The 21,452-nt window shown below is 65.5% G+C and carries 19 protein-coding genes; 3 read left to right on the plus strand and 16 right to left on the minus strand.

Annotated elements, in window-relative coordinates; all coding sequences use genetic code 11:
- Positions 1–56 precede the first annotated feature (56 nt).
- Both NNX37_RS05310 and NNX37_RS05315 read left to right on the plus strand, forming a co-directional pair.
- Entirely contained in the window at positions 57–1,190 is a 1,134-nt protein-coding gene (locus NNX37_RS05310; protein WP_255791263.1) for a WD40/YVTN/BNR-like repeat-containing protein, read from the plus strand.
- Positions 1,168–1,518, plus strand: coding sequence for a MoaD/ThiS family protein (locus tag NNX37_RS05315; RefSeq protein ID WP_255791264.1), 351 nt, complete (start codon positions 1,168–1,170; stop codon positions 1,516–1,518). Before NNX37_RS05310 ends, NNX37_RS05315 begins: the two co-directional genes overlap by 23 nt.
- Positions 1,519–1,635: 117 nt before the next feature.
- Here the strand turns inward: NNX37_RS05315 and NNX37_RS05320 are convergent, their stop codons facing one another.
- The 8 genes from NNX37_RS05320 to NNX37_RS05355 form a co-directional block, all read right to left on the minus strand.
- A complete protein-coding gene (locus NNX37_RS05320) occupies positions 1,636–2,400 on the minus strand; it encodes a transglycosylase family protein (protein WP_255791265.1) in 765 nt (254 codons plus the stop codon).
- A 458-nt stretch (positions 2,401–2,858) separates the two neighbouring features.
- Positions 2,859–4,109, minus strand: a complete 1,251-nt coding sequence (gene mmsB, locus NNX37_RS05325) for a multiple monosaccharide ABC transporter permease (RefSeq protein WP_255791266.1) — start codon at positions 4,107–4,109, stop codon at positions 2,859–2,861.
- Positions 4,110–4,111: 2 nt separating this feature from the next.
- Complete coding sequence (gene mmsA / locus NNX37_RS05330; RefSeq protein WP_304659170.1) at positions 4,112–5,620, minus strand: multiple monosaccharide ABC transporter ATP-binding protein; 1,509 nt, start codon at positions 5,618–5,620, stop codon at positions 4,112–4,114.
- A 93-nt stretch (positions 5,621–5,713) separates the two neighbouring features.
- A complete protein-coding gene (gene chvE, locus NNX37_RS05335; protein WP_255791268.1) occupies positions 5,714–6,829 on the minus strand; it encodes a multiple monosaccharide ABC transporter substrate-binding protein in 1,116 nt (371 codons plus the stop codon).
- A gap of 47 nt (positions 6,830–6,876) precedes the next feature.
- Positions 6,877–8,391, minus strand: a complete 1,515-nt coding sequence (araA, locus tag NNX37_RS05340) for an L-arabinose isomerase (protein ID WP_255791269.1) — start codon at positions 8,389–8,391, stop codon at positions 6,877–6,879.
- Between the two features lie 2 nt (positions 8,392–8,393).
- Positions 8,394–9,137, minus strand: coding sequence for an L-ribulose-5-phosphate 4-epimerase (locus NNX37_RS05345; protein ID WP_255791270.1), 744 nt, complete (start codon positions 9,135–9,137; stop codon positions 8,394–8,396).
- Positions 9,134–10,822 carry a ribulokinase gene (araB, locus tag NNX37_RS05350; protein WP_255791271.1) on the minus strand — a complete coding sequence of 563 codons (1,689 nt, stop codon included), beginning with the start codon at positions 10,820–10,822 and terminating at the stop codon, positions 9,134–9,136. The genes NNX37_RS05345 and araB overlap by 4 nt, the downstream gene beginning before the upstream one ends.
- A gap of 290 nt (positions 10,823–11,112) precedes the next feature.
- Positions 11,113–12,171, minus strand: coding sequence for a LacI family DNA-binding transcriptional regulator (locus tag NNX37_RS05355; RefSeq protein WP_255791272.1), 1,059 nt, complete (start codon positions 12,169–12,171; stop codon positions 11,113–11,115).
- A gap of 112 nt (positions 12,172–12,283) precedes the next feature.
- On the opposite strand from NNX37_RS05355, the gene NNX37_RS05360 reads away from it, so the two are divergent.
- Entirely contained in the window at positions 12,284–14,281 is a 1,998-nt protein-coding gene (locus tag NNX37_RS05360) for an APC family permease (protein ID WP_255791273.1), read from the plus strand.
- 74 nt (positions 14,282–14,355) lie between these two features.
- On the opposite strand, the gene NNX37_RS05365 is transcribed toward NNX37_RS05360, so the two are convergent.
- From NNX37_RS05365 to NNX37_RS05400, 8 genes are all read right to left on the minus strand, one after another.
- Entirely contained in the window at positions 14,356–14,976 is a 621-nt protein-coding gene (locus tag NNX37_RS05365) for a cell division protein CrgA (RefSeq protein WP_255791274.1), read from the minus strand.
- Between the two features lie 60 nt (positions 14,977–15,036).
- A complete protein-coding gene (gene dnaB / locus NNX37_RS05370; protein WP_227920294.1) occupies positions 15,037–16,419 on the minus strand; it encodes a replicative DNA helicase in 1,383 nt (460 codons plus the stop codon).
- A 565-nt stretch (positions 16,420–16,984) separates the two neighbouring features.
- Positions 16,985–17,434: a 50S ribosomal protein L9 gene (gene rplI, locus NNX37_RS05375; RefSeq protein ID WP_255791275.1), complete on the minus strand. Its 450-nt coding sequence runs from the start codon at positions 17,432–17,434 to the stop codon at positions 16,985–16,987.
- A gap of 18 nt (positions 17,435–17,452) precedes the next feature.
- Positions 17,453–17,692, minus strand: coding sequence for a 30S ribosomal protein S18 (rpsR, locus tag NNX37_RS05380; protein ID WP_007269381.1), 240 nt, complete (start codon positions 17,690–17,692; stop codon positions 17,453–17,455).
- 150 nt (positions 17,693–17,842) lie between these two features.
- Complete coding sequence (locus NNX37_RS05385; RefSeq protein WP_255791276.1) at positions 17,843–18,409, minus strand: single-stranded DNA-binding protein; 567 nt, start codon at positions 18,407–18,409, stop codon at positions 17,843–17,845.
- 34 nt (positions 18,410–18,443) lie between these two features.
- Positions 18,444–18,794, minus strand: a complete 351-nt coding sequence (gene rpsF, locus NNX37_RS05390; RefSeq protein WP_227920298.1) for a 30S ribosomal protein S6 — start codon at positions 18,792–18,794, stop codon at positions 18,444–18,446.
- A 201-nt stretch (positions 18,795–18,995) separates the two neighbouring features.
- Positions 18,996–20,276 (minus strand): M18 family aminopeptidase, encoded by a 1,281-nt coding sequence (locus tag NNX37_RS05395; protein ID WP_255791278.1) that lies wholly within the window; start codon positions 20,274–20,276, stop codon positions 18,996–18,998.
- A 164-nt stretch (positions 20,277–20,440) separates the two neighbouring features.
- Positions 20,441–21,451, minus strand: coding sequence for an ABC transporter permease (locus tag NNX37_RS05400; RefSeq protein ID WP_255791279.1), 1,011 nt, complete (start codon positions 21,449–21,451; stop codon positions 20,441–20,443).
- Between the last annotated feature and the right edge of the window lies 1 nt (position 21,452).

Raw genomic sequence — 21,452 nt, forward strand, 5'->3', positions numbered from 1 at the left:
GCGCGGTCTTTCCACAACCCCTTGTTCCGGCGCACCCCCGGTGCTGGAATAACCGCATGGATGCCGTGCCCGAAGCGATGCCCGCTGCCGTACCTGCTGCCGTATCCCCCGATGTCTCCACCGTGGTCGCCATTGGAACCCGCAAGGGACTGTGGCTGGCCACGAGTCCGGACCGCCGGACGTGGGAGCTGCGGGGACCGGAGTTTGCCATGACCGAGGTGCCGTCCCTTGCCTTCGACGCCAGGAGCGGGACCCCGCGGCTGCTCGCCGGGGTGCGGTCCGAGTGGTGGGGCACCAACGTGGCGATTTCCGATGATCTGGGGAGAACCTGGCAGGAACCGGAGCAGGCGGCCATTGCCTTTCCGGACGACACCGGAGCGTCGCTGGAGCGCATTTGGCAGCTGGCACCGGACAGCGCGGACCGGCCCGGCGTGATCTGGGCGGGCTGTGAACCGATTTCCGTGTTCCGCTCCGAGGACGGCGGCAAGCACTTCGAACTGGTGCGGGGACTCTGGGACCATCCGCACCGCACCCAGTGGGGCGCCGGCTACGGCGGCCCGGCCGCGCACACGGTCCTGCCCAGTGCCAGTGATGATTCGGTCCATGTCGCGATCAGCAGCGGCGGGGTCTACCGGTCCGATGACCGCGGCGACACGTGGGATGCCTTCAACACCGGCATCATCGCGGACTTTATGCCGGAGAAGTATCCCGAGTTCGGACAATGTGTGCACAAGGTGGCCCGGGACGCCGGCGACCCCCAGCGGCTGTACGCCCAGAACCACGGAGGTGTGTACCGCAGCGACGACGCCGGCGGGCAGTGGATTTCCATTGCCGACGGCCTGCCCGCGGACTTCGGTTTCGTGATGCTGTCCCACCCCACCCGCGCCGATACCATCTGGACCATTCCGCTAGGGTCCGCCGGGGAACGGAATCCGCCGCAGGGCCGCCCGGCCGTGTACCGCAGCACCGATGCCGGCGGAAGCTGGGAGCGGTTCGACGCCGGCCTGCCGGCCTACGACTTCAACGCCGTGCTGCGCGACGCCGCCCATGTAGACGACGCCGATCCCGCCGGCATCTACTTCGGCACCCGCGGGGGCGAGGTTTACGCCAGCGCGGACGAGGGTGAAACCTTTCACCTGGTGGCGGCCAATCTTCCGGATGTGCTCTGTGTCCGCGCCGTTGCAGCCTGACGCTCCCGGCCGCACCGGCGTCGAGCTGCTGCTGCCGGCGGCGCTGGCCGACGCCGCGGGCGGCCGGCGCCTGCTGACGCTGCGTCCCGTGTCCGCGCCGGTCCCCCGAACCGGACCGGCAGGGGAAACTACGGTGGCGGACGTGCTGGTGCTGCTGCAGGCGGGGTACCCGCGTGTGTACCGGAAGGTCTGCGACGAGAAAGGCGGCCTCCGCCGCTACGTCAACCTGTACCTGGACGGCGAGGATATCCGGGACCTTGACGGAGTGGCTACCGTGCTGCCGCGCCATGCAGAACTCCTGGTGCTGCAGTCCATCGCCGGGGGCTAGCGGCGGCGGGAATGGGGTTAAACGGCAATGGGCGCTTCCGCAGTCAGCGGAAGCGCCCATTGTGCTTCGATGTCCGCTACAAGGCGGAACTATTACCGAAGACTTGCTTTGCCGTCATTAGGCCGGCAGCTGCAGGGTCTGACCGGTGAAGATCAGGTCCTGGTGGATCACGGTGTCCAGGTTGGCGTTGTACAGGGCCTGCCAGCCACCCTCGATGCCCAGCTTCTCGGCGATTCCGGAGAGGGTGTCACCGGCCTGGACCACGTAGGTCTCGCCGGACAGGACCGGAGCCGGGGTCTGAACCGGGGCAACGGCTTCAACCGGAACGCTGGCCGGTGCCGGAGCCACGGTCTGCGGCTGTACGTAGGTCTCTACCGGAGCGGCCTCAACAACCGGGGCGGGCTCGGTGTAGGTCTCCACCGGAGCAGCCTCGACAACCGGGGCCGGAGCGGCCTCAACGACCGGGGCGGGCTCGGTGTAGGTCTCCACCGGAGCAGCCGGAGCAGGCTGGGCGGCCTGCGGGTTGGCGGTGGCGCCGGTCAGGCCCAGCTTGGCGGTGCAGGCAGGCCAGGCGCCGGGGCCCTGCTCAGCCAGTACACGCTCGGCTACGGCAATCTGCTGCTCGCGGCTGGCGTTTGCAGCGTCGCCGGTGCCGCCGAAGGCTGCCCAGGTGCTGGGGCTGAACTGCAGCCCGCCGGAGTAGCCGTTACCGGTGTTGATGGCCCAGTTTCCGCCGCTTTCGCACTGCGCGAGGGCGTCCCAGTCCATGGAGGCTGCGTTGGCCGGGGCGGCCATTCCTACGAGACCTGCAGCGCCAGCGCCGGTGATGGCGGCGGTAGCCAGGCCGCGGCGTACGATACGACGGATCTTCTGGTTCTTCATAAGTCTTTTGCTCCCACGGGTTCCACCTGCGCTCGTCCCGTCCCCGGGCGTCTTCACGCCGTCGCCTTCCCCATATAGATAGAGGTCTTCTTCGATGCCACGCAGCGGCGACGCACAGTGGACGCGTGGCATCTTGATTCTGGTTTGAGGCCGCACCAGGATTGGTGCCGGCCGCCGCCGACTTCGTTCCAGTCAGCGGTCCAGCCCTCGACCGGGGCCTTAATCAAAGTAGGGGAGCTCTTGGTCGATATCAAATCGATATCAAGCCTGCATGAATTGTTACCTTTCCCGGAGCCGCGGAAACAAGCGGAAGAAGTACAATTTCGAGGCTATTTTGTATCCTTTGTCACACAATGCGCTTTGTGGTCCCTATCATGCTTTTCGCATGGTATAGACCACATAAAACGACGCCGGCGGACGCCCGAAAGGACGCCCGCCGGCGATGATTCAAAGGGTGGTTATTTCAGCGCATTGGAAGCCTTGCGCTTGTTGAAGACGTCAAAGCCCACGGCAAGGAGAAGGACGAGCCCCTTGATGAACTGCTGGTAGTCGATCCCCACCCCTAGGAGCGACATGCCGTTGTTCAGCACACCCATGATCAGGCCCCCGGTGATGGCCCCCACGATCGTTCCGACACCGCCGGTGACGGCTGCCCCGCCAATGAAGGCTGCGGCGATGGCATCGAGTTCGAAGAGGTTGCCCGCCCCGGGGCCGGCGGAGTTCAACCGGCCGGTGAAAATGAGTCCGGCCAGGGCCGCCAGCACGCCCATGTTGACGAACAGCATGAAGTCGACCCGTTTGGTGTTGACGCCCGAGAGGTGGGCGGCCTGCAGGTTCCCTCCCCGGGCGTAGACGTGCCGGCCGAACACGGAGCGGTTCATCACGGCGCTGTAGGCCACCACCAGGATCCCCAGCACCACCAGCACAATCGGCGTGCCGCCCCGGGAGCTGGCGAGCAGATAGGTGAGCCCAAGCATAATCACCGCACTGAAGACCAGCCGGGTGAGGAACCAGGCCCGGGGCTCATCATCCAGGTTCAGTTTCATCCGGGCGTTTCGGCCGCGCAGCTGGCTGATCACCAGCAGTGCGGTGGCCAGCACGCCCAGTCCCACGGTGGTCCAGTCCAGGAGGTTGGTCTCCGGCGGGAACAGCCCCGGGAAGAGGGAGCCGCCGCCAAGCTGGCGGTACTCCTCGGGAAAGCCGGTGATTCGCTGGTTGCCCAGGATAATCTGCGTCAGGCCGCGGAAGACGAGCATGCCGGCCAGTGTGACAATGAAGGCGGGGATACCGACGTAGGCAACCCAGAAGCCCTGCCAGGCGCCCACCAGGGCACCCACCACCAGGGAGAGTCCCAGTGCAGCCCACCAGGGCATGCCCCAGTCACGGATCATGATGCCGGACATGGCGCCGACAAAAGCCGCCACCGACCCGACCGAAAGGTCGATGTGCCCGGCCACGATGATCATGACCATGCCGATGGCCAGCAGCAGGATGTAGCTGTTCTGCACAATGATGTTGGCCACATTATCCGGCTGGAGCAGGGCGCCGCCGGTCAGCACCTGGAACAGGGTCACGATGACCAGCAGTGCGAGGAAGATGCCGATCTGGCGCAGCCTGCTGGTCAGGAAGCGCGCCGCGTCCCCCAGCGGGGAATTTTTGGGGCTCCTGGTGCCGAGAGCCGGATCCTCGCCGGCGAGAGTGGAAACCATGGTTATTCCTTTTCCTGGGTCATGTACTGCATAAGTCGTTCGGGGGTGGCCTCGGCTATCGGGACCTCCGCGGTGATCCTGCCCTGTGCCAGGGTGTAGATGCGGTCACAGATTCCGAGGAGCTCCGGGAGTTCCGAGGAGATGACCACCACCGCTTTGCCCTGCGCTGCCAGCTTGTTGATAATCGTGTAGATCTCGTACTTTGCACCCACGTCGATGCCGCGGGTTGGTTCATCGAGGATCAAAACGTCCGGGTCGGCGAACATCCATTTGGACAGCACCACTTTCTGCTGGTTTCCGCCGGACAGCTTGCCCGTGACCGCCGCGACGGAGGGTGCCTTGATGTTCATGCTGCTCTTGTAGTCCTGTGCCACCACGGTTTCGCGGCCGCCGTCGACCCAGCCCCTGGTGGCGAGTTTTGTCAGGGCGGAGGCGGAGATGTTCCGTTTGATGTCTTCGATGAGGTTCAGGCCGTACCGCTTGCGGTCCTCCGTGGCATAGGCGATGCCGTGGCGGATGGCTTCCTGCACCGTCCGGGCAGTGATTTCCCTGCCGTTTTTGTACAGCTTTCCGCTGATGTTGGATCCGTAGCTGCGCCCGAAGATACTCATGGCCAGTTCGGTGCGGCCCGCGCCCATCAGCCCCGCGATTCCGACGATTTCGCCGGCACGGACGGTCAGGTGCGCGTTGTGGATCACTGTGCGGGCATGCTCCCGGGGGTGATGGACCGTCCAGTCCTCCACGCGGAGCACTTCCTCGCCGATGTCGGGTGTCCGGTCCGGGTAGCGGTTGGTGAGCTCGCGTCCCACCATGCCCTTGATGATCCGCTCCTCGGTTACGGAGTCCTCCTGCAGGCTCAGGGTTTCGATGGTCTGTCCGTCACGCAGGATGGTGACGGAGTCCGCAATCGCCCTGATCTCGTTCAGCTTGTGACTGATGATGATGCAGGTGATGCCGTCCTCGCGCAGGCCGCGGACCAGGCCCAGCAGATGCTGTGAGTCTTCGTCATTGAGGGCGGCCGTCGGCTCGTCGAGGATCAGCAGCTTCACGTCCTTGGACAGCGCCTTGGCGATCTCCACCAGCTGCTGCTTTCCGACGCCGATGTCTCCGGCCGGGGTCACCGGATTGAGGTCCAGCCCCACCCGCCGGAGCAGTTCGGCGGCACGGACGTTGGTCTCGTTCCAGTTGATGAATCCCCGGGCCGCACGTTCGTTGCCCAGGAAAATGTTCTCGGCCACCGAGAGGTAGGGGGAAAGTGCCAGTTCCTGGTGGATGATCACAATGCCGCTGCGTTCGCTGTCCTTGATGTCGCGGAAGGAGACCGGTTCGCCGTCCAGCAGGATCTCGCCGTCGTAGGTCCCGTGCGGGTAGACACCCGACAGGACTTTCATGAGGGTCGATTTGCCGGCACCGTTCTCTCCGCACACCGCGTGGACTTCTCCGCGGGCAACGGCCAGGGTGACGTCCTGCAACGCCTTGACCCCGGGGAAGGATTTCGTGATCCCCATCATTTGGAGAATGTAGTCGCTCACGCGGACCTCTCTGTGTGCCTGAACTGTGCCGGTTCACAGGGCGGGCAGCAGCACGCCGGCCGCCCCGTGCTGTTATTCGAGGTCCGAGGCCTCGTAGTAGCCGCTGTCCACGAGGGTTTCCTCGTAGTTGTCCTTGGTGACAATCTCCGATTCGAGCAGGTAGGCGGGAACCACCTTCACGCCGTTGTCATAGGTCTCCTCGTCGTTGACCTCCGGGTCCTCGCCCTTCATCAGGGAATCGACCATCAGGACGGCACGTTCGCCGAGTTCGCGCACGTCCTTGAAGATCGTGGAGTACTGCTCGTCGGCCATGATGGACTGCACCGATCCGACTTCCGCGTCCTGGCCGGTGATGACCGGCAGGTTTTCCCCGGAGTAACCGCCGGAACGGAGGGCGGAGATGATGCCGATGGACAATCCGTCATACGGGGACAGCACGCCGTCGAGCTGCGCGCCGCCGCCTATTGTCAGGAGGTCTTCCATGCGGTCCTGGGCGGTGTCCGGCAGCCAGCGCAGGATGGCGGCCTGCTCGAATTCGGTCTGGCCGCTGGGCACCTTCAGGGTGCCGTTATCCAAGTAGGGCTGAAGAGTGTCCATGGCCCCGTCCCAGAAGAAGGTGGCGTTGTTGTCATCGGGGCTGCCGGCGAACAGTTCCACGTTGAACGGGCCCTTTTCGCCGGTTTCCGTGCCGGCCTCGTCGAGGATTCCCAGGCCGGTGAGCAGCGAGGTGCCCTGCTGCACACCTACCTCGTAGTTGTCGAAGGTGGTGTAGTAGTCAACGGTGTCCGACTCGTTGATAAGGCGGTCATAGGCGATGACGGGGATGTCCTGGGATTCGGCCGTCTCCAACACGCCGGTCAGCGTCGTGCCGTCGATGGAGGCGATCACGAGGGCCTCGGCCCCGCCGTTGATCATGTTTTCGATCTGCGAAACCTGGGTGGGGATGTCGTCGTTCGCGTACTGCAGGTCCACCTCGTAGCCGAGTTCCTCGAGCTGCGACTTCACGTTCTCGCCGTCGGCAATCCAGCGTTCGGACTGCTGCGTCGGCATGGCCACGCCGATTTTGGCTCCCTCGTTGGAGCCTTCGCCGGCGTCACCGCCGCCGCGGTTGCCTGAGCAGGCGCCGAGGCTCAGCGCGAGCGTCAGGGATACTCCCCCAATGAGGGTTTGTTTCAGGGTCAGTGCCATGGTTCTGCCTTTCGTGGTGCCGTGCCTGGTGGAAGGTGCCGTGCGGGTCATAGCTTGGAGGCGAGTCGGTAGTAAGCGGCGTTCCAGCGCACTTCGCGCTGGAACGCCCGCAGGGTGGTGGCTGAGTCGATGAGGAGCAGTTCGACGCCGGCCATCTCGGCGAAGTCGGTGACCACGTCTGCGCCGATGGCGGTGCTGAGCACCGTGTGGTGGGCCGCGCCGGCCGTAAGCCACGCGGCCGCAGACGTCGCGAGGTCCGGCTGCGGCTGCCACACTGCACGGGCCACCGGAAGGTGCGGCAGCGGAGCATCCGGCGGCACCACGTCCACGGTGTTGGCAGTGAGCCGAAACCGGTCGCGCATGTCGGACATGGCAACAACGACGCCGGGGCCCGGATCGGTGTCGAACACCAGGCGGACGGGATCTTCCCTGTCCCCGATGCCCAGCGGGTGGATTTCAAGGGAGGGTTTCCGCGTGGTCAGGCTGGGGCAGATTTCAAGCATGTGCGCGCCGAGGATCTTCTCCTCGCCCGGGACCAGGTGGTAGGTGTAGTCCTCCATGAGGGAGGCACCGCCGGGCAGTCCGGCACCCATGACCTTCGCGGCGCGGACCAGCATGGCGGTCTTCCAGTCACCTTCGGCACCGAACCCGTAGCCGTGCGACATCAGCCGCTGCACGGCCAGCCCGGGCAGCTGCCGCAGCCCGCCGAGATCCTCGAAGTTCGTGGTGAAGGCACCGAAACCGCCTTCTTCCATGAACTGCAGAAGACCAAGCTCCTGGCGCGCTCCGTACCTCAGTGACTCGTGCCGTCCGCCGCCGCGCCGCAGTTCCGGCGCCACGTCGTACAGCTCTTCGTATTCGGCCACGAGCTTGTCCACGGCGTCGTCGGGCTGGGCGTCCACCACGGCCACCAGGTCGTTGACTCCCCAGCTGTTGACGGAGACGCCGAACTGCAGCTCGGCTTCGGTCTTGTCGCCCTCGGTCACGGCGACATTGCGCATGTTGTCGCCGAAACGGGCGATCCGCAGGTCCTGGATGGCAGCCCGTCCTGCGCAGGCCCGCTGCCAGGATTCAATCTGGGCGATGACCTCCGGGGCGGAGGCGTGGCCGACGACGGTCTTGCGCGGAACGTCGAGGCGGGTGGCGATGTAGCCGAACTCCCGGTCTCCGTGCGCAGCCTGGTTGAGGTTCATGAAGTCGAAATCGATTTCACCCCACGGCAGGGCGACGTTGATCTGGGTGTGCAGATGCAGCAGCGGCTTACGCAGCGCGTCCAGGCCGCTGATCCACATCTTGGCGGGACTGAAGGTGTGCATCCACGCGATCACGCCGATGACGCGGTGGTCTGCGTTGGCCTCCAGTGCTGCGGTGCGGATGGAGCCGGCATCGGTCAGGGTGGGCTTCCATGCGATCCGGACCGGCAGCCCGGCGGACTCGAGTATCCCGACAATGGCCTGTGACTGCTCGGCGACCTGGCGAAGGGTGTCTTCACCGTAAAGATTCTGGCTGCCGGTGAGGAACCAGACCTCGTACGGTTCAAGGGAAGTATCTAGCGGGCTCAAGGTCAGGCGCTCCTGGATGTTGTTGGGGCCGCTGCCGCTGATGCGGACGGTGCAGCGGCCGGCTGGCCGTAGACGTTCTGGTATCGGTGGAACAGGGCGTCAATGTGCCCCGGGTCGAGGGGCACCGGCTCGCCGAGCTGCCGGGAGAGATGGACGGTGCGGGCGGCATCCTCGAGCATGACCGCCGCCTTGACTGCGTCACGGGCATCACGGCCCACGGTGAACGGGCCGTGGTTGCGCATCAGGACGGCCCGGGACCGGTGGCCCGTCAAGGTGGACACGATGCCCCGCCCGATCGAGTCGTCGCCGATGACGGCGAACGGACCCACCGGGATCTCGCCGCCGAATTCGTCGGCCATGGCCGTCAGGACGCAGGGCACGGGTTCGCCCCGCGCCGCCCAGGCCGTGGCATAGGTCGAGTGCGTGTGAACCACTCCCCCGACGTCGGGCATGTGCCGATAGACATAGGCGTGCGCGGCCGTGTCGCTGGAGGGTGCCAGCTCCGCGCCGGATGTACCGGGCACGGGGGTGCCGTCCAGGGTGCACAGGATCATATTCCCGGCGGTGAGGTCCTCGTAGGCCACACCGCTGGGCTTGATGACAAAGAACTCGGTGCCCGGAACGCGCCCGGAGACATTGCCGGCAGTCCAGGCCACCAGCCCGTACCGGACCAGTTCGGCGTGCAGGCCGGCCACGTCAGCCCGGACCTGGCCCACCCGCTCCTCGACGGAAGCGTGGCCGCTCATGCGGATACCTCGCGGACCTTACGGGCGGACCGCCGCAGCGCTTTCAGCCGCCGCATGACGTCACTGCCGCCGCGCCCGAAGTAGTCATGCAGGGTCTCGTATTCCTCGTACAACTGCGTGTAGGTCAGGGCACGGGCGGGGTCCGGAAGGTACGCATTCTGCTGCACCCGGCCCATGGCGGCAGCGGCTGCCCGCACGTCCGGGTAAGCGCCGGCCGCTACGGCTGCATGGATGGCCGAGCCGAGCGCCGGGCCCTGGTCACTGCCGATAACGGAGATGGGCATGTCCAGGACATCGGCGTAGACCTGCATCAGGAATTTGTTCTTCACCAGTCCGCCGGCAGCGATGAACTCCGTCACCGGAACGCCGGAGGCTGCAAAGGTTTCAACAATCTTGCGGGTGCCGAAGGCGGTGGCTTCGAGCAGCGCCCGGTAGGCCTCGTGCGGCCGGGTGGCGAGGGTGAGCCCCACCAGCAACCCGGACAGTTCGTGGTCCACGAGCACTGAGCGGTTGCCGGACTGCCAGTCCAGGGCCAGGAGCCCGTGGGCGCCTACCTCTTCCCGGCTCGCCTGCTCGGTCAGCAGTTCATGCACGCTCAGTCCGCGCACCGCAGCTTCTTCGGTCACTTCCGGCGGTACGAAATGTGCGGTGAACCAGCCGAAAATGTCACCTACACCTGACTGTCCGGCTTCGTAGCCGTAGAGACCGTCGACGATGCCGCCGTCCACCACGCCGCACATCCCCGGGACCTCCCGCTGGACCTCCGCGCTCATCACATGGCAGGTGGAGGTACCCATGATCGCCACCATCTGCCCGGGTGTCGCCGCCCCGGCAGCAGGGGCGCAGACGTGGGCATCCACGTTGCCCACGGCAACCGGAATGCCTGCCGGCAGTCCCGTCCAGGCCGCGGCTTCGGCGCTGAGTGTTCCCGCTGCCGAGCCGAGGCTTCCGATTGGATGCTCCAGTTTCTCTTCAACAAAGCCGGCGAAGTCAGGGTTCAGTGCGGCCAGGAAACCGCGGTCCGGATATGCCCCGTCCTGCAGGATTCCCTTGTAGCCCGCCGAGCAGGCGTTGCGTACGTAGGTGCCGGTGAGCTGCCAGACAATCCAGTCGGCGGCCTCCACCCAGTGGTCCATCAGCCGGTAAAGTTCGGGATCCTCTTCCAGCAGTTCAAGGCCCTTCGCGAATTCCCATTCGCTGGAAATCAGCCCGCCGTAGCGGGGCAGCCAGGTTTCACTGCGTTCTTCAGCTACGCGGTTGATGCGGTCTGCCTGTGCCTGGGCGGCGTGGTGGCGCCAGAGTTTCACGTAGGCATGCGGGCGCGTTGACAGCCCGGGCAGCTCGTTCAGGGGCGTGCCGTCTGCTGTCACGGGGACCATGGTGCAGGCAGTGAAATCGGTTCCTACGCCGATGACGGACTCCGAGGCAACGCCGGCGGCCCGCAGTGCGGCCGGCACCGCCTGCTGCAGGACTTCGACGTAGTCCGCCGGCACCTGCAGCGCCCAGTCGGGCGGCAGCGCTTCCGAAGTGGCGGCCAGGACCGAATCCATGACCCCGTGCCGGTAGGCATGGACCGCGGAGCCCATCTCCGCTCCGTCATGCACCCGCACTACGACGGCGCGGCCGGAAAGAGTGCCGTAATCGATGCCCACCACATAGGCGGGCGCACTGCCGGTCTGACTCACGGTGACCTCATTGTCATCTTGACCGAAGTTCGGAAACCACCGGTTGGCCCCGAATGTGAACGGTCACATTTATATTTGCAGTCAGAGTACTCCGGTTTTGTGAGGCAGACCACAGGTGGGTGGATTACGGTTTGGTTACGGGACGGCGTGGTCGTAGCCGTAGCAGGCGGCTGGCCCGGACAGGCGGAGCCGGCTCAGGCGCAGGCACGTCAGCGAGCCGGAGCCGGCGCGGCTGACCCATAGGTCAGCCGGGCGGAGCCGGCGCAGGCGGAGCAGGCAGGTCAGGCAGGTCAGGCCGGCGGAGCCGGCGCCCAGGGAACAACCGCCGGCGCGACCGCCGAGCCGCGTTGGATAAGCCGGGGGGCCACGTCCCCCATTGCCACCGGGGCTTCACCGCGCAGTTCCGCCAGCAGCACGGCCACGCAGCGCCGGCCCAGCTCCGGAAAGTCCTGCCGGATAGTAGTCAGCGGCGGCAGGAAATGCGCGGCTTCGGGCACGTCGTCGAAACCCACCACACTGAGGTCCTCAGGCACCCGCAGCCCGACGTCGGCGTAGGCATGTACAAGGCCAAGGGCAATGTGGTCGTTACCGCAGACTACGGCACTGAACCGGCGTTCCTGCCGCAGTTCCAGCCCCACCCGGTAACCGGAATCTGCCGTCCACTCCCCGGCTGGGACGATGGCCGGCTCCAGACCCCACTCCGCCATCTCTTCCAGATACCCCTGCCGGCGGGCCTCGGTTTCCACCCATTCTTCGGGTCCGGGTACGTGCACCACTCGGCGGTGTCCCAGTTCCAGCAGGTGCCGGGTGGCCAGCCGCGCCCCGGCCAGCTGGTCCACGGACATGCGGTGATCCTCGCTGTGCAGGGAATGCACCGTGACGAACGGGATCCGGATGGACAGCTTCTCGATCACCTCCAGGGTCCTGGACTGCGGTGCCAGCAGCACCAGGCCCTCCACTGCGTGGCTCATCAACCGATCCAGTGCGGCTTCGATGGACCGGTGGTCCGCCTTGTCGATGTGGGCGGGGTCCACAACGTAACCGGCCGCATTGGCGGCCGTCTGGACTGCCTGCAGGGTCGCCGTCGGCCCGTATTCAGCCCCGGAGGCGACCAAGGCGCCAATGATGCGGGATTCCTTGGTGACCAGGGCCCGGGCGGCGCGGTTGGGGCGGAACTGCAGCTCCTCCATGGCGTCAAGCACCCGCTGACGGGTGGTCTCGCGGAGGTTCGCGTGTCCGTTGATCACCCGGGAAACGGTCTGGTGGGAAACCCCCGCAGCAGCTGCGACATCACGGATATTCGGGGCACGCCGAAGGCCTGCGGGACTCGTACCACCCTCGTAAGCCATACCCAGAACCGTACTCCACCGCCGTCGGCCGGGCATCCGCCGGCGGGCCGTGCTGCCGGCGGATTTTGCGCTTCTGGACAGTGCCTACGGCCCGGGTCTAACGTTGGTCCTCGTGCTCACATTCTTCAATGCGCTCAAGCGCATTCTGGTCGGGCGTCCTTACGGCAACGAACGGCTCTCGCACACCCTCCTTCCCAAGCGGATTGCGCTCCCGGTTTTCGCCTCGGACGCCCTCTCCTCGGCCGCGTACGCGCCCGACGAAATCCTCCTCACCCTGGCACTGGCCGGCGTCGCTGCCGTGACCCTCTCCCCCTGGGTGGGGCTGGCCGTCATCATTGTGCTGCTCACAGTGGTGGCCTCCTACCGGCAGAACGTCCACGCCTACCCATCCGGCGGCGGCGACTACGAAATTGCCAGCACCAATCTGGGCAAGCCTGCCGGCCTTACCGTCGCCTCCGCGCTGCTGGTGGACTACGTGCTCACCGTGGCTGTGTCCATGTCCTCCGCGGCGTCCTATCTGGTGACAGCCATTCCCGCGCTGCACGGCACCCAGGCCACCATCGCCGTGATCGGCGTGGCGGTACTGGTCCTGGTGAACCTCCGCGGCATCCGGGAGGCCGGCGCCCTGTTTGCCGTACCCACGTACATCTTCATGGCCTCCGTGCTGGGCATGTGCCTCACCGGCCTTATCCAGTTCGTGAGCGGAGATCTGCAGCAGGCACCGTCCGCCTCCTTCGAACTGGTGAAGGAATCCGGTTTCGACGAGGGACTCGTGGGGCTTGCCGGCGCCCTCCTGCTGCTGCGTGCCTTCTCCTCGGGCGCCGCCGCGCTCACCGGCGTCGAAGCCATCAGCAACGGCGTGCCGACCTTCCGCAAGCCCAAGAGCGCCAATGCCGCGACCACCCTGCTGCTCCTGGGCGTGATCTCCGCAGCCATGATCGGCGGCATCATCGCCATGGCCAACCTCACCAAGGTCCATGTGGCGCAGCATCCCGAAACCCAGCTCACCGTCAACGGTGACCCGGTGGGCGACGAGTACGTGCAGCATCCGGTCATCAGCCAGCTGGCGGAGACCATTTTCGGCGACGGCAGCATCGCGTTCTACCTGGTGGTGGCCGCCACCGGGCTGATTCTGGTGTTCGCCTCCAACACCGCGTTCAACGGCTTCCCGGTGCTGGCCTCGATCCTGGCAAAGGACGGGTTCCTGCCCCGCCAGATGCGCACCCGCGGGGACCGGCTGGCCTTCAGCAACGGCATCATTGCCCTGGGTGTGGGCGCCCTGGTGCTGATTGTCGCTTTCGACGCCGATGTCACCCAGCTGATCCAGCTCTACATTGTCGGGGTCTTCGTTTCCTTCACCGCCAGCCAGCTGGGCATGATCCGGCACTGGACGGGGAAGCTCCGCACCGAACGGGACAAGGACGTACGACGGCGGATGCACCGCTCCCGCGCGATCAACTCCCTCGGCTTCGGCATGACGGCCCTGGTGCTGCTCATTGTCATCATTACCAAATTCACCCACGGCGCATGGATCGCCCTGCTCGCCATGGCCGTGCTGTACGTGATCATGTACAGCATCCGGGTCCACTACGACACCGTCGCCCGCGAACTCGCGCTGAATGAAAACGACCACGGACTGGCGCTGCCTTCCCGGGTCAACGCCGTGATCCTGATTTCGCAGGTGCACAAGCCGGCACTGCGGGCCATTGCCTACGCACGGGCGTCCCGCCCCTCCAGCCTGAACGCGATCATCGTGGACCTGGATCCGGAGGACACCCGCCGCACACTGGCCGACTGGGAGCGGCTGCAGATCCCGGTACCCCTGACGGTGCTGTCCTCACCGTACCGAGAGACCATTTCCCCCGTGCTGGCGTACCTGCGCGATGCCCGGCGCAACGCGCCGCGGGAACTGTTTGTGGTCTACATTCCGGAGTACGTGGTGGGCCGCTGGTGGGAGCAGCTGGTGCACAACCAGACCGCCCTGCGCATCAAGGCCCGGCTGCACTTCGAGCCGGCCATCATGGTCGCTTCCGTGCCGTGGCAGCTGGCCTCCAGCCATGATGCCCACGGAGAGCCCGCAGGCGGTCCGGGCGCCTCAAACCGGGGCTAGGCGCGCGCCCCGGGCGGAGCGCCCCGCGGGGGCGCCCCGCGGTTGTTCTGCGGCGCGGTTACTGTGCGGCGTAGTTACTGTGCTTCGCGGCCGGCCAGGACCGACCGGTAGGCGTACTCGGTGAGCCGGCCGTCCTGCACGGCCTGCTCGACGGCCGCAAAGGAACGCGGACCGGCGTCGCTGCTGTACGGGAAGTGGATGAGCTCGGCGATGAGCTCCCATTCCTCAGTGATGGAGTCAATGAGGTCGCCGGGGGTCTCCTCGGCGGAAGGACCGCCGCCCAGGGCGGTCCACGCGTCGTCGGGCACCCGGTAGGCCTGCAGCCGGTCCAGGTCCGCCTCGAGTGCTTCAAGGGAGTCGTACTCGGTCTGTGCCACCGGGGGAACGGAACCGTCCGGCGTCGCCAACTGGCTGACGAAGGTGGTTTCGGAGGACGGGTAGATGGAGGTGGGTACCGGCTCGCCTTCCTCCAAGTAGGCGGGCAGCTGGGAGGGCATCCAGTACCAGGCGTCGCCCTGATCGGGTCCGCCGGGCTGGTCCCGCTCGCTGATCCAGCCGCGGGCGGTGAGCAGTGCCTCCGCCTCGTCGCTGAAGTAGGCGGTTTCACCGCGCAGCAGGGCATTGACTTCATGCTCGGCGCGGCGGGCCTGCTTCTTCTTGGTGACGGCCTTCTTGCGGGGCTTGGACTTGGGCATGCTGGATCTCCTGCGGCGTGGGGGGGTGGATCGGTGGTGGGGAGGAGGGGTGAGCGGCGGCTAGAAGCCGCTGCCGCCCTCAACCGCCATGTTCGAGAAGCGCGAATAGTGGCCCTGGAACCCTACAACGATCGTCTTGGTGGGGCCGTTACGGTGCTTGGCGACAATAACGTCGGCCTCGCCGGCGCGCGGGGACTCCTTGTCGTAGATGTCCTCGCGGTGCAGCAGGATGACCATGTCAGCGTCCTGCTCAATGGAGCCGGACTCACGCAGGTCGGACACCATCGGCTTCTTGTCGGTGCGCTGCTCGGAACCACGGTTCAGCTGCGACAGCGCGATGACGGGTACTTCGAGTTCCTTGGCGAGCAGCTTCAGCGCACGCGAGAACTCGGAAACTTCCTGCTGGCGGGACTCCACCTTTTTGCCCGAGGACATCAGCTGCAGGTAGTCCAGCACCACGAGCTTGAGGTCATGGCGCTGCTTCAGGCGGCGGCACTTGGCTCGGATTTCCATCAGTGACATGTTCGGGCTGTCGTCGATAAACAGCGGCGCGTCATTCATCCGGCCCATCGTGGTGGCGATCTTGCCCCACTGCTCGTCCTTGATGGTGCCCTTGCGCAGGTCCTGGAGGCCGATGGTCGCTTCCGCGGAGAGCAGGCGCATGGCGATTTCGTTGCGGCCCATTTCCAGCGAGAAGAAGACAGTGGTCATGTTGTTCTTGATGGCCGCCGAGCGGGCAAAGTCCAGTGCGAAGGTGGACTTGCCAACGGCGGGGCGGGCGGCGATGACGATCATCTGGCCCGGGTGCAGGCCCTGCGTGAGCTCATCGAGCTCGTAGAAGCCTGTGGGGACGCCGGTCATTCCCTCGCCGCGGTGCCCGGCGGATTCAATCTCGTCCACCGTGCCCTCGATGATGTCCTTCAGGGGCACGTAGTCTTCCGCGGTGCGGCGCTCGGCCACGGCGTAGATTTCGGCCTGGGCGGCGTTGACAATGTCATCCACCTCCATGCCCTCGTTGGAGTAGCCCAGCTGGACAATTTTGGTTCCCGCGCCGACCAGGCGGCGGAGAACGGCCCGCTCGCGCACGATCTCTGCATAGAAACCGGCGTTGGCTGCGGTGGGAACGGACTGGATCAGCTCGTGCAGGTAGGCCGGGCCGCCGATGCGGCCAATCTCACCGCGCTTGGTGAGTTCATCCGAAACGGTGACGGCGTCCGCCGGTTCCCCGCGGCCGTAGAGATCAATGATGGCCTCATAGATGGCCTCATGCGCCGGACGGTAGAAGTCGAGGCCGCGCAGGACCTCCACGCAGTCTGCAATGGCGTCCTTGGAGAGCATCATGCCGCCAAGAACCGACTGTTCGGCAACAAGGTCCTGGGGCGGTGTCCTCGCGAAGTCCGGACTTGATGTTGATGCCGGGGAGTCCGTATGCGTGAGCGACACTGTGACCCTTTCCATAAAGGCTAAGACGTTTCGATCCCTGCCCTGCCGGAGGGCTGAACTATCTCTATCAGCCCGCACTGACATCCGGCCGGAATGGCGGCGGCGGCGCTGACGGATCCTCCACCGGCTGGCATGCGTCTGAAGAAGGGATTCACCGCAACCGTATGCCCCCTGCGCCCTGCCGACAAACGCGTTATCCACAGGTCCTGTGGACAGTCTGTGCATAACGCGGCGTGTCTTGTGCACAGGCTGGGTATAAGCATGTGGATAAAACTTGGGTTTTTCCACAAAAGGGCCTCTGACTAGGGCAAATGCTTGTCCACACCTGTGTAAACAAACTATTTTTCCGCCGCGCCCACCAGTCGGTACCGTGTTGACAGGAGCTCCAAACAGGCCTAAGGGTGGCGAAATCCACAAATTACCCTGCCGATATCCACAACTCCGGCCTGCGGGCTGTGGATTTCCCACCGCGGGCGGCTGCAACAGCCCGTTGAACACCGCCCGGACATACAAAAGCACCCCCCGGCCCGAAGGCAGGAGGGTGCTTGTGTGTCTGCGTCAGACGCTAGCCTGCAACGACCTCAAGGTCGATGACGGCTGCAACATCGTTGTGCAGGCGGACGTTGGCCTGGAAGGAACCAACCGACTTGATGTGCGTCGGCAGTTCAACCTTGCGCTTGTCGATGGCGCCGAGACCGGCGGCTTCAACAGCGGCAGCAACGTCGGCGGGCTTGACGGTACCGAAGAGGCGTCCGGACTCGCCGGCCTTGACGGTCAGCTTGACCGGCTTGGCGGAGAGAGCAGCAGCCTGCTTCTGAGCATCTTCCAGGGAAGCGTGCTCGCGGGCAGCGCGGGCAGCCTTGATGGACTCAACCTGCTTCTCGCCACCCTTGGTCCAGGTCAGAGCGAAGCCGCGGGGCAGGAGGTAGTTACGTGCGTAACCGTCCTTAACCTCGATGACGTCGCCGGCAGCGCCGAGACCGGTTACTTCGTGGGTCAGAATGAGCTTTGCCATGAGTTAGGTTCCTTTCCTTTAGCCGCGGCCAGCGCCGGAGTAAGGCAGGAGAGCAACTTCGCGGGCATTCTTGATTGCCTGGGCGATCTTGCGCTGTTCCTGCACGGAGACGCCAGTTACGCGACGAGCGCGGATCTTTCCGCGGTCGGAAATGAACTTGCGCAGCAATGCTACGTCCTTGTAGTCGATGACAGTGATGTCAGCGGCCTTCAAGGGATTGGACTTTGGTTTGGGCTTGCGAAGTTCAGCCTTAGCCATCGTGGAGCTCCTTATGTCTAGTGGAGCCCGTGGATACATTTTCCACGGGATGGGCTCGACGGCGGTTGCCGTCTGAGGATGGCGTCCGAAGACGCCGGGTGAAGGGCCGCTTCTCCCGAATGGGGGTAGCCGCTCTTCGAATGAAGAGGTTTAGAAGGGCGGATCGTTCGAATCCGGGCCGCTGCCCCATCCACCGGAGTTGCCGCCCGCAGGGGCGCCCCAGGGATCGTCAGCCGGTGCGGACTGTGGCTGCTGCTGCTGGCCGCCGCCCCAACCGGAGTTGGAGTTGCCGCCGAAGCCGCCGCCACCGCCGCCGTTGCTGCCGCCGAAGCCGCCGCCGCCACCGCCGGAGCGCTGGGTGCGGGTGACCTTGGCAGAGGCATAACGCAGCGAGGGGCCGATTTCATCGACCTCAAGCTCCATTACGGTGCGCTTTTCGCCCTCTTTGGTTTCGTACGAACGCGACTTCAGGCGGCCCTGGCAAACTACGCGGGTTCCCTTGGTAAGGGACTCGGCGACGTTTTCAGCAGCTTCACGCCAGACAGACGCACGGAGGAACAGCGTTTCGCCGTCCTTCCACTCGTTGGACTGACGGTCGAAGGTCCGAGGGGTTGAAGCAATGGTGAAGTTCGCCACTGCCGAACCGGACGGAGTGAACCGCAGTTCCGGATCGTTGGTTAGGTTACCGACGACGGTGATTGTTGTCTCGCCTGCCATGAAAGCCTCCTGATATCAGTACGGGTTGCCGAAATTATTCTGCGGAAACCTTTGCAGCGTCCTTAGCGGCCTTCTTGGCATCCTTCTTCGAGATCTTCTGCTCTTCCGGGCGGATGATCTTGGTGCGCATGATGGTCTCGTTGAGGCTCAGCTGGCGATCAAGCTCGGCTGCTGCTGCAGGCGTACCGGTGAAGTTAACCACCGCGTAGATGCCTTCAGTCTTTTTCTGGATTTCGTAGGCCAGTCGACGACGGCCCCAGATGTCTACCTTGTCGATGGTTCCACCATCGTTGCGGACAACATTGAGGAACTTGTCGAGCGAAGGCTCGACGGTACGCTCTTCGACCTCGGGGTCGATGATTACCATCAGTTCATAAGCACGCATTTGTGAACCCACCTCCTTTGGGCTATACGGTCACGGCATTTCCGTAACAGGAGGTTCTTTTGCGTTGTCTCCCCTCGGCCTGCAGCTGATCCGCAGCGGGGGGAATCTGTCGACCTAAGCCGACAGCACAGACTTTCATATCCTATCCGATTTCCGGGGCCGGGATTGACACGCCGGAATCTGCGGGGGCTCCGCCGGGGGTCAGGCTGCACCCGAGGCGAAGAACAGCTGCGCCACGGCGGCCAGACGCAGGGGATCCTCCACGCCGGCCATTTCCCGGGCCGAGTGCATTGAAAGAACGGGAATCCCCACGTCAACGGTCCGGATTCCGAGCCGCGTCGCGGTCAGGGGGCCGATGGTTGAACCGCAGGGAACGGAATTGTGGGACACGAATTCCTGGTACGGCACCCCTGCAGCGGCGCAGAGGGCCGCCCAGCGGGCCGCGCCGGGCGCATCGGTGGTGTAGCGCTGATTGGCGTTGATCTTCAGCAGCGGACCGCCGTTGAGCACCGGATGGTTGGCGGGGTCGTGGCGTTCCGCGTAGTTGGGGTGGACGGCGTGGCCGACGTCCGCGGAAATGCAGAAGGAGGCAGCCAGCCCCCGTGCACGCTCCGCCGTCGTGGCGCCCAGTCCGTCGCTGATCCGCAGGAGGACGTCTTCGAGGAACGGCCCGGCGGCTCCCGACCGGCTCCCGCTGCCCACCTCTTCATGGTCGAAGGCCGCGAGCACGGCAACCGGCGCGGTGGGTGCGACGTCGGCGGCGATAAGGGCGACGACGCCGGCGTGGACGGAGGAAAGGTTATCCAGCCGTCCCGAGGCGAAAAACTCGCCCTCTGCGCCGAAAATCTGCGGCGCCTGGGTATCCGCGGCGACAATGTCGTATCCGCCGATTTCCTCCGGCGCCAGGCCGGCCTTCGCTGCCAGCAGCGCCACGAGGTCCGCGGCGGAGGGGTCCCCCAGTCCCCACACCGGGTTCATGTGCTGCTGCTTGTCCAGTTTCAGGCCCTCATTCACGGCCCGGTCCAGATGGATGGCCAGCTGGGGGAAACGCATCAGCGGACCGGTCTCCACGAGCCGCTCAACACCATCCAGGGTGACCATGCGCCCGGCCAGCTGCAGCTCCCGGTCCAGCCAGGAGTTCAGCAGCGGGCCGCCGTACACTTCGACGCCGGCCTGCAGCCAGCCGAGCCGGCCGGTGGTGGGGCGGGGCTTGAGCTTGAAGGACGGGGAATCGGTGTGGGTACCCAGGATCGAGAAACCGGTGGCGGGGCCGGCGGCTTCGGGAGTGACCCAGGCGATGAATGCGCCGTCGCGCACCACAAAGAACTTTCCGGCCGAGCGGGGGAAATCCCCGGTCTCGAGGACTTCGGTGAATCCCGCCTCCGTGAGGCGGCGCGCACCTTCGCGCGCTGCGTGGAAGCTGGACGGTGAGGCGCTGACAAACGCGCCGAGATCATTTACGTGGGCCAATGCGTTGGACATGCTCCGATTCAACCAGAGCGGCCGGTCCCGGCGTAACCGCCGCCCGTTCCGGACGTAAAGAACCCCCGGCGCAGTAAGCACCGGGGGTTGTGGAGGATTTGTTGAATCCGGTGAAGGCGGCGGCGGCCGTTCTTCCGCCGTCGCCCCCACCGAAGTATTGGTGCCTACACGTCGCGCCGCTTGGTGACAACGATGGAGATGATCAGCAGTGCCGCTGCCCACACCGCGAGGACCAGGCCGCCCTGCAGCTGGGTGAGGTCCCCTTCCGCGGTGGTTCCGGCCATCACCAGCTGCGCTCCGGCGTTGCTCGGCAGGAAACGGGCGGCATCCGGAATCCAGTCGCCCAGGTTCTGCAGGATGGTCGCCACCAAGGGCAGGACGAAGATGACACCGATGGCCGTCACCACGCCGCCCGCCGTGTTGCGGAGCAGTGTTCCGATGCCCATGGAGAACACGGCCAGCAGCGCCAGGAACGTGCCGGTGTTGAGGATGCTGGCCACCACGCCGTCGTCGTTCAGGGAGAGGCTGAGGTCTGCGCTGTTGAGGATCGGCTGGGCCACCAGGAACGAGATGAAGGCAGCACCGGCGCCGACAATGAAGGAAATGACGGCGATGATGAGGTTCTTGGCCAGCAGTGCCGGCGTCCGCTTCGGGACGGCGCTGAAGGTCGAACGGATCATCCCGGTGCCCCATTCCGAGGCGATCAGCACCACCGCGAGGGATGCCATCAGCAGCTGGCCGAACAGGACGCCGCTGGACGGGATTTCGGGGATCAGGCTGCTCGCTGCGGGAGGGCCGGCGGTCGGGTCGGCTCCCGGCGCCTCCCCGGCCGGGGCTCCCTCTGCCGATTCCTCCCCGGAGGCCGCGCCTGTCGGCATGCCCTCAGCAGGAGCCGTGGCAGCGCCTGTCGGCATGCCCTCCGCGGGAGCACTTTCCGGTGCACTCGGGGCAGCTGTGCCGCCGACATTCTCAGCAAGCTGGACGGTTCCCCAGGCCGCGCCCGAGGCCAGTCCGACCATGACCAGCACGGTGACGGCGAGCAGGATCACGGTGGAGGGCACGGTGGTGACCTTGATCCACTCGGATTTCAGGACCCGCAGGAAGTTCACGCCGGGACCGGAGGGAGCCGTCGGCGCGGGCTCCGACGGATTCTTGGATGTTGTAGCGGTACTCACG

The sequence above is a fragment of the Arthrobacter zhaoxinii genome (assembly GCF_024385505.1).
In the GTDB taxonomy this organism is placed as follows: Bacteria; Actinomycetota; Actinomycetes; order Actinomycetales; family Micrococcaceae; genus Arthrobacter_B; species Arthrobacter_B zhaoxinii.

Excerpts from the sequence above, each read along its gene's own strand:
- NNX37_RS05395 (WP_255791278.1), bottom strand. The coding sequence starts at position 20,276 with ATGTCCAACGCATTGGCCCACGTAAATGATCTCGGCGCGTTTGTCAGC.
- NNX37_RS05345 (WP_255791270.1), bottom strand. The coding sequence starts at position 9,137 with ATGAGCGGCCACGCTTCCGTCGAGGAGCGGGTGGGCCAGGTCCGGGCT.
- rplI (WP_255791275.1), bottom strand. The coding sequence starts at position 17,434 with ATGGCAAAGCTCATTCTGACCCACGAAGTAACCGGTCTCGGCGCTGCC.
- mmsB (WP_255791266.1), bottom strand. The coding sequence starts at position 4,109 with ATGGTTTCCACTCTCGCCGGCGAGGATCCGGCTCTCGGCACCAGGAGC.
- NNX37_RS05385 (WP_255791276.1), bottom strand. The coding sequence starts at position 18,409 with ATGGCAGGCGAGACAACAATCACCGTCGTCGGTAACCTAACCAACGAT.
- rpsF (WP_227920298.1), bottom strand. The coding sequence starts at position 18,794 with ATGCGTGCTTATGAACTGATGGTAATCATCGACCCCGAGGTCGAAGAG.
- chvE (WP_255791268.1), bottom strand. The coding sequence starts at position 6,829 with ATGGCACTGACCCTGAAACAAACCCTCATTGGGGGAGTATCCCTGACG.
- NNX37_RS05365 (WP_255791274.1), bottom strand. The coding sequence starts at position 14,976 with ATGCCCAAGTCCAAGCCCCGCAAGAAGGCCGTCACCAAGAAGAAGCAG.
- NNX37_RS05355 (WP_255791272.1), bottom strand. The coding sequence starts at position 12,171 with ATGGCTTACGAGGGTGGTACGAGTCCCGCAGGCCTTCGGCGTGCCCCG.
- mmsA (WP_304659170.1), bottom strand. The coding sequence starts at position 5,620 with ATGATGGGGATCACGAAATCCTTCCCCGGGGTCAAGGCGTTGCAGGAC.
- NNX37_RS05320 (WP_255791265.1), bottom strand. The coding sequence starts at position 2,400 with ATGAAGAACCAGAAGATCCGTCGTATCGTACGCCGCGGCCTGGCTACC.
- rpsR (WP_007269381.1), bottom strand. The coding sequence starts at position 17,692 with ATGGCTAAGGCTGAACTTCGCAAGCCCAAACCAAAGTCCAATCCCTTG.
- NNX37_RS05310 (WP_255791263.1), top strand. The coding sequence starts at position 57 with ATGGATGCCGTGCCCGAAGCGATGCCCGCTGCCGTACCTGCTGCCGTA.